We start from the raw sequence: 12,376 nt of genomic DNA on the forward strand, positions 1-12,376 counted from the left end.
GCCGTGAAGCTTGGTAGGAACGGACGGCGCGATCGGTTGGAGTGGGACGCACTTGCCGTGAAGCTTGGTAGGAACGGACGGCGCGATCGGTTGGAGTGGGACGCACTTGCCGTGAAGCTTGGTAGGAACGGGGAATATCTCGCCTGCTGGAACGGCGAAGTCCACTGACTGTATCGCTAGCAACAGCATTCCTTCTAACCCTTATTCTAGATACCGCCGCGCCACCGCAACGACCGCTTGCCAATCCTCCCCCTTTAAAAACTCTTTGACAGCCGGTTGAACGTTCCGACAGCACTATAGAACTTGGTGGTTTGTAAGAGCTAGTACCTAAGTCCTGCCTCCTTGTAGCACCCAGATTGTAATCAGTGGGGTCAATATAAGAGTTGTTATTGTTCTTAACCACAGATGAGGATGTTGTCCTAGCGCGTCCCAGCCTCGACCTCTGGGCGGTTCTAGGACGAGTCGTTCTCGTAAAAACTGGTGCCGCTTCTCTTCGAGCTTCTGGTGCGGGGTCTTGAGGCACAGCTTTCGGCATAACATCAGGAATTTGGGCGACAAGAAACCCCTCCGATGGTGTTTGGTTTTTTGCCCAAACCATGCCTCCACCGAGAATTCCTAAACCGCCTATCCAACCTATTCCCTGTACCAGCAGGAAACGCTGCCAAAAGCTGCTGCTAGAGTTAGTCGGGGCAGATTTCCCCTGGTCGTCAGGGGTTGACTGACTTATATTTACTTCAATTTGCCGATCTTCTGCGGACTGAAATTTTAGTTGCTTGTTGCGGTTAACTGGTTCCATTATCTCCACCACACAGTATAATTACTCAAATTTTTTAATTTGGAAATTGGGCAAATGGCATAGATGATCGAGAATTCTTCCTTATATTTGAAATCTGCAAAAGATCCCATACTGATTGCCATGCCGCTTCATTCAAAACCCAGACTGATTGTACCGGGCTTGAGGCAAATTTCTGAAGAGGGCATAACCCCTTTTGGTAAGAGGCGAACTCGCAAATCGCCGTTGAGAGCAACACCGACTACGACTCCAGGACATCCATCGACAAGAACCGATCGCCCAATGCTTGTCAGTAGATTTGCGTAGGAGGGCAAAAGGGTATCGATGCCTTCTCGTTGCCAAAAATGATATCCAGACATTAATCCGACTAGAGTAATAGCAGCTAACATTTCTAATGAAAGTACTGGGCCTGTACGATCTGTCAGGAAAGATTGGATATTAATGCCGGTTTCTGGAACTGGATTGGCCAAGTTAATGCCGACACCAATAACTGCTTTGGTAATGCGTCCCTGCTGCACCCTGGTTTCGGTAAGAATGCCGCCCAACTTGCGCCCTGAAAGTATTAAATCGTTGGGCCACTTGAGCAATACTGGTAGATCGTACTCCCGCAAAATTGTAGCAATTCCCCAAGCGCTGCAAATTGTCAGTTGTCCACTCTGCTGAGCTGGTAGGTTGGGAGCTAGCGCCACAGATAAGTATAAACCACCAGGAGGAGAATGCCACTGTCGTCCCCACTGTCCGCGCCCAGCTTCTTGCTGAATGGCGATCGCAACTGTGAGAGGGCCAGCGCCAGCGTCGAGCAATTCCCACAGTTTCTGGTTGGTTGAGGGGAGGGTTTCAAAAATATGAAGGGAAAAGTCTAGATCTTGAGTGTTTGACTGGTGAGCAAGCGATCGCTCTAATGCTTTCCGGCGATATCGCACTGACTCAAGTGCTGCTGCAAACTGTTGGCGATCGAATTCCACTATCCAAAAATTATGCCGAATCGAGGCTTACGTTAGCATAGAATTCATTGTTATTTTGCCAAGTTTTGTAGCTGGCCCGATCTCCTCACACACGACTGAACCCGATCTGACAAAATCAATTAATTCTATGCACGTTTGGCACTGGCGCACCTGGGAAGGATTGCCTTATCTGACTTGTAGTCTTTTGAAACCTTGGCCGCACGGCTTTTTTACGCAAGTGTTCTCGCCCCGCAACCCGGCAGAATTGGTGGCGGTGCTGCAACCTGATGCCCAAGTTTACCGGGTAAAACAGGTACACGGTAATAGGGTTCTCTCTGCTTCGGAAATTTGCGATCGAATGGAAATCCCAGAAGTGGATGGTTTACCATCGGCTGATGGTATTTTGACGGTGCAGGGACAGCAGGCGGTATGGGTTTGCACGGCTGATTGTACGCCAGTGCTGATTGCGGATGAGGTAACTGGACAGGTGTCGGCGGTTCATGCGGGTTGGCGGGGTACTGCACAGAAGATTGTGCCGGAAGCGATCGCACGTCTTGTGGCCCAAGGTAGCCAACTCCAAGATCTTCGGATTGCGATGGGACCTGCGATCGCAGGCGAAGTCTATCAAGTTTCTGTGGATGTGGCCGCTGAAGTTGGAGCCAGTATTATACCACAACAAGAAGGAATTTTGTCAACTTTGCAGGAATTGTCCAATTCACCGATATTGCCAGATCCAGAAGAGGGAAAAGTGCGGTTGGATGTGCGACGGGTGAATGAGTTGCAATTGGAACAGATGGGGATAAGTGGGGAACAGATTGCGATCGCACCTTATTGTACATATCAACAACGGGAACATTTCTTTTCCTATCGCCGAGATAAGCTAAAAAAAGTGCAGTGGTCGGGAATTGTGAGTAAATAAAATAGGAGAAACGAATCCCTTCGGTCTACAAGATTATGTAGGGGCGAAGCATTGCGGAATTAACGTTTCTGTTTTGAGTTAAGATTTATTCCGCAATGCTTCGCCCTCCCACTATAGTCTTCCACCACCGAAAGGAGTAATCTAAAAATCGGATGCAATTTGACAACTTATGTAAGTATCTCGCAGAGAAATATGGCTTTTCCGTACTTAGTGTGCCAAATTATTAGTTTTTGGGTGTCCTACACCATAGCTGGCAAGGATTTCAAGGCGATTTCCCCCAAAGCCGCAAGTTTCCATAGCGCAAGCGGATGTAAATAATCTCAAAGCCTTACCTAGCAAAGCCTTGATGATAAATTTAAGTTAACTTAGCACACTAAGTACGGAAGAGCCGCAAGATTATGGGTCGTCTACTCTCGCTAATGGGAATATTTTATCTAATACAGGCTTTTGGAAGTAATCCAGGGCTCGCCTCTCTACCACTAGCGTTGTATTTAAAAGAAACAATTGGATTATCAGCAGCAGAGTTAGGAAAATTCAGCGCAATTGCCTTTATTCCTTGGATGATAAAACCGCTTTGGGGGATAATTTCTGATAGTTTTACCCTTTTTGGCTACCAAATCAAAAGCTACTTGCTGATTTGCTATACCCTAGCGTTATTGATATTTTTGGGTTTGAGCCAGTTGCGATCGTACACGACATTCTCACTGCTATTTGGCGCTGTCTTAGTTTCAGCGTGCATAGCATTTTCAGATGTGCTGGCTGATAAATTGATGGTGATGGAGGGAAAGGCGCGATCAAAAACAGCTATTTTGCAAGCCGCTCAGTGGACAGCGCTTGGCTTTGGCGGCGCAATTATGTATTATTTTAGCGGGTGGCTTGCCAAAAATGCTACTTTATCAAGTGTCTTTCTCCTTAGTGCGATCGTACCTTTAGTTGGTTTGGCTGCAACTTTGCTCTTGCTTCGAGAAAATAAGGTAGAGTTAGACAAAGTTTCGAGCGAAAAAAGTATCCAGGTTTTGTTTTCCGTAGCCAAATCACGGAATTTTTTAGCAATTATTTGCTTTATTATTTTTATGGGATTTAGTCCAGTACCGCCGCTTTTATTCTACGAGCGGGATGTTTTGAAATTTACCGAAGAGTTTTTAGGTATTTTAGGTGCAGTGAAATTTTTAGGTATTGGCTTAGGAGCTTTATTTTTTGGTATTTTTGCCCGGAATGTTTCCCGGCGTCTGTTACTTAACCAAATTATAGGACTCAGCGTAATTTCGACGCATTGTTTGGTATTTATGTATGACAGAAATAGTGCTATTGTAGTGTTATTTTTAAACAGTTTTACAAGCATGATTGCCGTACTGGGAGTTTTGGAAATTTCAGCACGCGCTTGTCCAAAGGGCGTGGAGGGAACGACCTATGCTTTACTGGTATCAATTTCAAATTTTGCTTTTGCAGTAGGGGCTATCTTGGGTGGTTGGTTGTACGATCGCGGTATAGCTTTTTCAATATTGGTTATTGTCAGTGCGATGTTCACAAGTCTATGTTGGTTTCTTATTCCTATTTTTAAATTGGAAAAGGGTTAGAAAATACTGACCGATTCTTTCCAAAGGTTGACTTAGTTTCTGGATTACTGTATTAAAGATAAGTTTACCATTTTCACTTTTCCAAGGAGGAATGATTAAAATCGCCCTTACTGCTAAGACCAAACCACGCAAATATTCTCCCTTGTACCAGTAGGCACACGCAAGCGTTATCACGGATGCAGCTTTTAACTGTTGATCGTTGATTTCACGAGCAATCTTCATCGCCAACTTAGCATACCTAATTGCCTTTTTGTGTTGTTTTAGACACCCGTAACAATAAGAAATATTCGAGCTTGTAAAACCTTCCAAGAATCGATTTCCAATTAGATGACTAATCGTTAAAAGTGGCTGAAAGTAACCAATTGCAGTATCATAGTGTCCCGAACGAGCGTAGGTAGCGCCGATACTGGCTAATGTCCAGCTTTCTCCAAATTTATCGCCAAGTTCCTGAATAATTTGCAAAGCTTTTTCAAGGTATTCTATCGCATTTTGATGTTTACCGAGTGTACAATAAATAGCACCAGTATCGTGAAGTATTGACCATTCTTGATGGCGATCTCTAATTTTATAGGGAGCATCTAATATTTGTTGAAAAAATTCAAGTCCCTTATCTGGTCGCCCCATCAATCTGTAAGTGCTACCTATGGTGGCTGAGATCGTTACTTCCATCTCTACCTCTCCAATTTCACTGGCTATCACCAATGCTTGTTGGCAATATTTAATCGACTTTTGGTGCTGTCCTATAACGCTATAAACACTAGCTAGACCATCCAGCGCTTCTATTTCCTGCTGTCTATCGCAAATTTCACCAGCAATTTTTAACTTTTCCTGATAGTGTTGCAGTGCAATCTCGAATCGATCTAAACACCAAAAATAAATCCGACCCAAGCCACCTCTTGCTTGCGCTTCTGCTTTGCGGTTTTGAATTTCACAGGCAACATCTAAAAGTCGCTGATGATAATCAATGGCAATCCGAGGCTGTCCTAAATGACAATAAGCCCAACCTAAGCCATGCAAACAAATACAATCTAAATCTCGATTTACCTTGTGTAAAAGGTTAATGTAAAACTCGATTTGTTCGCGATAGTATCCCCAAGTACCTAATTGTTCGTGTAATGCTTTACTGTGAGCAAGATTTAGGTGAATAAAAAGTATCTTACTCGCTTTTTCCCAATCAGAAACTTCGCAGAGATGGTCGAATGCTTCCAGGTATCCGCGTACTTGCTCTAAATTGGAAGAATCTGGTTTAGGTTGGTACTCAGTGAGCCAATTTTCTACAGCCATGTAATGGGCAAATTCCCAAGGAGAAATATCGGCAAGCTGCGGTGTTGCCAAATCAATACCCAGCTGATTCAGCACCAAGTCGCCGCCTGCAGTAAAGTTAACACCTTCCAGAGATGCTTGATTTTTTACATCTAATTCAGGAAAATCATTCGTCATATTTGCCCCCTGGTTTTCCAGTTCTGAAGGTGAACTAGCGCTACACAGCGAATTAAATTGTGTTGTCTCAAAAGCAAATCATCGTTAATCACATCTTCTTCGATTAGGTAGCGATCGCGCAACGCATCCAATGCTATCTGTTGCGGATCTTCATCCAAACCGAAACGTTCCAAAGTTTTGAGATAAAAACTTTCTGGTACGGCGCGACGATATACTGAGCCAAAGCAAAGCAGTAAATAAGCATTGGGGACATCCTTTGCGAGTCGCTCAAAAGTCTTTTCAATCCGCTGTTGCACTGCTCTTTGTAAGCTGCGAGTGTATCGATCGAGCTTCAAGCAATCGTCTGCTGACTCGATTTCTGCTTGCTGCTTGCTCTGCTCAACTTCTTCTATCTCATGTCCGTATTGTTTCCAGTAAGCGACAACATTGGAGTTGAAAGGATGGTTGACAATTTCCCCTGCGATCGCACGCAACGCTAAAGGATGTCCTTCATAAGCAACACCAATCCTTTCCAAATAAGTTTTGGCAGGTGATTCAGCGCTAACATCTAAGCCATTTTTATGGAAAAACTCTAACTGTTCTGCTTCAGTAAATCCGCTCAAAGATTGGCAATGCCAAAAATTTGAATAACGCAAACCCATAACTTCCAACTGTCCTGGCAAATCCTGGGATGTGAGAACGATGCGACTCTGGCAAGAATTTGCAGATAGCAGACTTTGAAAGAATTTCTCCCACCACTCATCCTTAAAATTACTCCATCCTGTTTCCGCATCCCCTTCCAAGATCAGTTCTAGTGAATCGATCGCTAGCAGATAGCGGTTTTGCCGCAAGTGGCTGACTACCCAATTTAGCAAACGCTGTACTTCCTTACGATCCTCTGGCGTAGGATTTTCGCCCCAACTTGTAAGTAATTGTGCAGCTACACTGGCAAAGTCGGCATTTTCCCGCTCGTCAAAGTTTACCCTGAAAAAATCAGGGTAATCCCTTTGCAACTCTACCGCCAATCTTTCAGCCAAAGCGGTTTTCCCGATACCAGTGATGCCAGTGAGGATTAGGACTCGACAGGCTCCTTGAAGTTTAGCACTCAACTGGGTAATCAGTTGCGATCGGGCTACCCAGCGATTTTCGCGATCGAGGTAGGGGCTAATCTGTAACTTTTGCTGAACAGGACTCTTATCAACAATCTCTTCCCAGTTTTCCAGCCCTACACCTTTACAGATTGCAATAAAAGCACTCTCTTGAATTGGTAGCCGTCGCCAAAACCGCTTCAAAGTAGCTGGTGAAGTATTAGCATCATCAGCCCACTTAGAAGCATCTTTTCTCCAGTTCTTCTTTTTCCTAAGCTTGTCAACAGTTTCTAGCCCTTTGATAGATGCCCTAATACTCATCAACAGTCATTCCTTTTTAGATTATTCCTTCATTTAACAACTCTAATTTTAGAATGAAGAATCCTTCTTTTTGATAAGCGGTGAAAACCGTAACGTTCGGTAAGTTTAATAAGGTATCTAGATGAAAGTCCATTGTTCTTTCCGGCTAAAATGTAGTGATAGCTACATTTTACCCCATGATGCCGCAAGACCCGACGATAGTATAGCTAGGGGCTAGGGGCTAGGGGCTAGGGAAGAGGGGAGAGGGAAAAGGTTACTCCGTAAGGGATTTGGAAAAGAAGTAAGAGTTGGAGTTGCCCTAACCGCCTTGGCGGTTGCTATATCTCACCTGTAGCTCAGTTACAGTGATGAACTAGGAGTGAGCCAAAAAGTGAACTGTAAAACTTGTTTTTTTCAAGCAATCTAGAAAGGTAGCTGGTTGATGGCTAAATCTATAACACTTAAACATGGAGAAATAAAAAATGGGAACATGGTATGGAACATCTGGAAATGATTACCTAAATTGGCTCAAATCTGAACCTCTATCTGCCTACGGCAGGGATGGTAATGATACGATATGGGGCAATACTTACAATGACTATATAAAAGGGGAGGCTGGCAACGACTCTTTGAACGGTTATTGGGGTAATGATTCTCTTTACGGTGGATCGGGCAAAGATACTCTCATTGGCGGAGATGGAAATGATTACCTTGATGGGTATTGGGCTGGTTCTACCGGAGATGTTGACTATTTAACAGGCGGGTCTGGTAAGGATACTTTTGTTCTTGGTGATGGGAACGGAACTGGCTACACAGGTACCACTAGCTGGGCATACATTATGGATTTTAGTTGGCAAGAAGGTGATAAAATCCAAGTCCGTGGAAAGAAAGAAGAATACAAACTGACAACACGCTATGAACCCGGATCTGGCAACCCCAGTAAAATAGATACCGTAATTTGGAAAAACGGTGATGTACTTGCTGTTGTTGTAGATAAATCAGGAACAGATATTTTATTACCCGACGATTTCACCTTCATTAGCTAGTCGATCTTACCGCAGCTACTATTACAGCGGTTCCCGCTGTTAAGAGGTACAGTATGCGAAGGGGAAGGGCGAAGCATGACCGTATTTTATCTTTGCTGATTACCAATAAATCATCTGCCGGAATGCTTCGCCCCTACTTAAAATGTACTTCATTACAGCGGGAACCGCTGTATCCCTCTTCTGTCACTCTCCGGGAACTTTTCCGATTTCCCAATCCTCAAGCCTTTTCAGAGAAAGCGGTCTACGATTTTTTTCTACTCGAATAAGCTCCTTGGGAGCGATAGCTGAAATCCCCTCTGCGTAAGGGTTAGCTCGGAAAGTGACAGAAGAGGGGTATATAAGGATAAGTTTGGGTAATTTTTTACCAAACGCGATCGCATTGACCATTTATTCCAAATGCGATCGCATCACCCAAATGATTGGTAGGGGCGGGTTTAGCAGACATCTCTCGACAAACACAGACAACCTCCCAACAAAACCCGCCCTCACCAATGTCTCAGTGGGAATTAGCTCAATTACATCCCAAAAATCCATCTAAATGGTAATAGGTAGGTTTAGGCTTGGCGGCAGAGATCGGGGCAGGTTTTGTTGTTAGGTTATCTGTTTTACCACAGAAATATATGCTAAACCTGCCCCTACAATCGATGCGTTCGCGCAGCGTGCCGTAGGCAATCGGGTTTGTGAAATTAGAGAATGCGATATGCCTACGACACGAATCGCGATTCGCATTTCCCATTTCGTCAGAATGCGATCGCGTATCTTGCCTAGCCGCATATCGCCCTCATTGCGGTAACTCCCCAAATGCCTAGCGATATCGAGCTAGCTTTGATTCGGCTGTCAAATATCGCTTAGCTAGTTCAGCACTGGTTGGTAAACGGGTTTCTTGATTAGAGTATACCATAATAAGCAGTTTAAGAATATATAATTTGATTGTATCCAATATTTTGGATTACTAAAATAAGTTGTTTTCTCCTTTTACGGTTGTTTAGGTTGTTGCAAAATAAGTGCGATCGCAAATCTAACAAAAGCATAGCATCCATCACCAGACGCTACAAATCAGTTAGCAGCCTTGCCTTTCTAAGAATAAACGTCAGTACCGTCTCTTCTCTAGAAATAATGTCTGCTGTAATTTCCATGCCCGGTTGGATAGGATACTGACGATCGCTCTTTACCAGATAAGTTTTTTCGGGCAGAATTGTTACTTCATAGTAAGGGGCGTTACTGTTTTGAAGGGCGATCGCATCGGGTGCGATCGCACTCACTTTGCCTTTCAGGACGCCATAATCGGGATAGGCATAGGCAGAAACTCGCAATTGGGACTTTTGACCGAGGGCGATTTTAGCAATATCCTCAGCCCCAACACGAGCTTTTATTACCATAGAAGCGTTACTGGGAGAAATTTGGGCAATAGCTTCGCCCGATCGCACAGTTTGACCGGGGTTTCGCAGATATAATTGTAGGATTGTGCCATCAGCCGGAGAACTAACAACGCTTTTTTGGAGATCGGTTTCAATTTGTTCGATTTCTTTACTAGAGCGGTTGATTTGATTTTGAATTTCAATCCGGCGCTCGATTAAAGCTTCTCGTTCTTTTCTCAATGTGGCTATAGTTGCTTCACCCCTGGCTTTTTCTTGAGCAATTCGCTCATTAGCGATCGCAACTGGAGCTGTACTGGGGTTGAGCGCGGCTTTAACTCCCTGCAATTTGGCTTGAGCCACGCCCACAGCTTGTTTTTGCGTTTCCACTGTTTGTAGTTGCCCCTCAATGGCTTTTTTCTGGGCTTCAACTGCTGCTTTTTGCCCTAATACTGATTGTTCTTGCTGCTGAACCGTTAGTTCTGTCTCCTCCAATCGATCGCGAGAAATCGCTCCCGACTCGGCTAAGGGCTTATATCGATCGCGTCTGGAAATTGCTGATTTTAAGTTAGCCTCGACTCCCTTTAAATTAGCTTCAGCAGAAAGCAAATTCGCCTGCTCTTTTTGCAATTCTTCTAAAGCTCTTTGCAATTCTGCTTGAGCTATTTTTAAGTTGGCTTCCGCTTCTTGGACTTCAGTAACAGTGGTAATTTGCCGATCGCGATAGTCTCTTTGGCTGCGATCGAGATCTGCTTGTGCAGACACGACAGTGCGCTCCGTTGCCCTACTTTCGGCTAATAATTGCGTTTGCAGGGAGTTTAGTTGGGCAGTGATTTGAGCCAATTGCAGCTGATTTTGTTGAATATTGCCGATAAGTTGGCTTTTTTTGGTTTGCTGTTGAGAATCGTCAATGGTAGCGATCGCATCTCCCTGTTTTACCACCATATTTTGTTCGACTAAGATGCTTTTCACCGTTCCTTCCGTGGCTGCCTGGACTAGCCGCACCTCTCCAGAAGGACGAACCGTCGCGGGAGCTTTCACCGTGACATTGTACTCTGTGAGGGCAGCAAGAGCGACAGCCGCGCCAACAGTTCCTACTAAAAACAGCCCCCCCAGCGTTGTCCACCTGCCTATAGGAGGGAGAAACTCATCGCTAGTAACTGGGCGAAGAAATTCGGGATTGCGATCGCTAAACATATCAGATCAAAAAACAACTCTTATCCCTACCGAAGGGCCGTAATACAGTGTATCGCCATTCATATCCAACCTGCCAAATTCACCCGACTGAGCAAAATCCCTATACTGCCTCGGAGCCAATGCCAAACCACTCAAGTAAACTACATTAAATCCAGCCGTTAAACTCACATTGGGATGAACCTGCCAGTTTGCAGACACGCTCCCTTCCACCACAGGAGATATCCCCCATTCACTTCTATCTCCCTTAATTCGTTCTAGCAACTCTCCCGTGTTAAAATCAGACGCGCTGATGGTGCTTGTTTGCGCTCCATTGTTAGCAAATATACCAGCTTTGGCTCGCAAACCCAGACTAAAGTTACGACTGATACCGACATTTGCATTGCCTCCAATTTGAAGACCAAACAAGTTATTTCTAGTTTCGATATTGTAATCTCCAGTTGGATAAGCTTGAATTCCTTCATCGGGAAATTCAGCAGTACCGAATGTTGCTAAGTTGAATTTTTCTGGAGCGCTGATGTAGCGCACTCCCACCAGCAAAGAGGGTCGAAAGTTATTCGATGAATCTATCTGTCGCTCGTAGTTCCACTCGAAGTTGTAAAGGTTTGAACTGTAATCGATCTGGTGTTCGTAACTTACCAGAAAAGCCTGACTAATAGCGAAAGTGCCATTTCCTTGACCGAGAGGCGGCGGCTGATTAAGAATGTTAAGTTTGTCTCCCACGGAATCGCTAGGTTCAAGTATAGGGCTGTTGTCGGTAGGGACTTGAAGAACAACATCGCTTGGCACACCAGGTTCAGGAGAAACAAGCGTTGCTGATGAACTGTACTCCTGCAAGCCAAAGAAGGAAAAACTGAAGCTATCTTTTCGATTGGAACTATAGCCTACCGTAATCCTAGTGCCTAACTCATAGTCAAAATTTAGATTGTCAGTGCGTAAAGTTTCCCCTCTGATTTGGATCTGATCTCCGGTTGTGGTACTCAGATCTACAACCTCTGAAGTTACGATACCTTGGGGAATACTGCGGGTGAGGAACAGTGCTTCCGCCTGCACCGACCATCGCCCTACCTCTATTGGTTTTGACCGATCCTGTTCGCTTTGTGCGATCGCTTCAGGTTTCGTAATAGTATTAGTGGGGCCCTTGAAACCGTTGGCGTTGCCAGACGGTAACAGGTCTGCCGCTTCGTAGGACAATTTCTGGGATTCAAGACCGTCAATTTTACCTTCGATTAACAATGAGTTAACTTCCTCTGCTAAAAGTTGAACGATTACATCCTCATTCAGATGTTTTTGGAGTAGAAGTAGTTCTGCGTTCTCAGGTTGAGTCTGAATTAAAGCTGAATCTTTAGGCTGATTGCTCTGAGCGAGAACTAAGTTTACGTTGGGTATGGTAGCAACTGCTACAGTTATCGGAATCCCTATCAAACACATTTTTACAGCACCTACAACCATTAGCTCACTCCTCACATATATTCTCCATTTGTTTCAATAGTTTAAACTTTATATTCTCATTTTGTCTATGACGACCTGTCATACTTCTTTAAGTAGATCATGATTTTATCTATGACGGCGTGTCATACTTCTTTAAATGCCATACCAGGGTATTTACAAAGCTAAATTTTTATGATAACTGGCCTTTACAGCTTTTAAAAAAAAAGAAAATTATTGACAAATTTAAGTAAAGTTCTTATACTGCTTTATGGAGAAGATAAATAATTTTCTCCACTATCCTGATGTAGCC

Annotated in this window: 8 protein-coding genes and 1 pseudogene; 3 read left to right on the top strand and 6 right to left on the bottom strand. The window is 44.2% G+C overall.

Annotated elements, in window-relative coordinates; genetic code table 11:
* Positions 1-796, bottom strand: a pseudogene (locus tag LAY57_RS10080) (hypothetical protein); the annotation flags it as partial.
* Positions 797-924: 128 nt separating this feature from the next.
* On the bottom strand, positions 925-1,758 hold the full coding sequence (locus tag LAY57_RS10085) for a biotin--[acetyl-CoA-carboxylase] ligase (RefSeq protein ID WP_249066290.1): 834 nt from the start codon (positions 1,756-1,758) through the stop codon (positions 925-927).
* 127 nt (positions 1,759-1,885) lie between these two features.
* Between LAY57_RS10085 and pgeF the strand changes: the two genes are divergently transcribed.
* Both pgeF and LAY57_RS10095 read left to right on the top strand, forming a co-directional pair.
* A complete protein-coding gene (gene pgeF / locus LAY57_RS10090) occupies positions 1,886-2,656 on the top strand; it encodes a peptidoglycan editing factor PgeF (protein ID WP_249066343.1) in 771 nt (256 codons plus the stop codon).
* 398 nt (positions 2,657-3,054) lie between these two features.
* Positions 3,055-4,233, top strand: coding sequence for an MFS transporter (locus tag LAY57_RS10095; protein ID WP_249066291.1), 1,179 nt, complete (start codon positions 3,055-3,057; stop codon positions 4,231-4,233).
* Here the strand turns inward: LAY57_RS10095 and LAY57_RS10100 are convergent.
* A complete protein-coding gene (locus tag LAY57_RS10100; RefSeq protein ID WP_249066292.1) occupies positions 4,189-5,673 on the bottom strand; it encodes a tetratricopeptide repeat protein in 1,485 nt (494 codons plus the stop codon). The genes LAY57_RS10095 and LAY57_RS10100 overlap by 45 nt on opposite strands.
* Positions 5,670-7,061 carry an ATP-binding protein gene (locus LAY57_RS10105; protein ID WP_249066293.1) on the bottom strand — a complete coding sequence of 464 codons (1,392 nt, stop codon included), beginning with the start codon at positions 7,059-7,061 and terminating at the stop codon, positions 5,670-5,672. Before LAY57_RS10105 ends, LAY57_RS10100 begins: the two co-directional genes overlap by 4 nt.
* 461 nt (positions 7,062-7,522) lie before the next feature.
* Here LAY57_RS10105 and LAY57_RS10110 point away from each other — a divergent pair, with 461 nt between their 5' ends.
* On the top strand, positions 7,523-8,086 hold the full coding sequence (locus LAY57_RS10110; protein ID WP_249066294.1) for a calcium-binding protein: 564 nt from the start codon (positions 7,523-7,525) through the stop codon (positions 8,084-8,086).
* A 1,049-nt stretch (positions 8,087-9,135) separates the two neighbouring features.
* On the opposite strand, the gene LAY57_RS10115 is transcribed toward LAY57_RS10110, so the two are convergent.
* Together LAY57_RS10115 and LAY57_RS10120 are read right to left on the bottom strand one after the other, a co-directional pair.
* Positions 9,136-10,638: a beta-barrel domain-containing protein gene (locus LAY57_RS10115; protein WP_249066295.1), complete on the bottom strand. Its 1,503-nt coding sequence runs from the start codon at positions 10,636-10,638 to the stop codon at positions 9,136-9,138.
* A gap of 6 nt (positions 10,639-10,644) precedes the next feature.
* A complete protein-coding gene (locus tag LAY57_RS10120; RefSeq protein ID WP_249066296.1) occupies positions 10,645-12,087 on the bottom strand; it encodes an Lpg1974 family pore-forming outer membrane protein in 1,443 nt (480 codons plus the stop codon).
* Between the last annotated feature and the right edge of the window lie 289 nt (positions 12,088-12,376).

Origin of the sequence: Argonema antarcticum A004/B2 (genome assembly GCF_023333585.1) — a bacterium.
Classification (GTDB): Bacteria; Cyanobacteriota; Cyanobacteriia; order Cyanobacteriales; family Aerosakkonemataceae; genus Argonema; species Argonema antarcticum.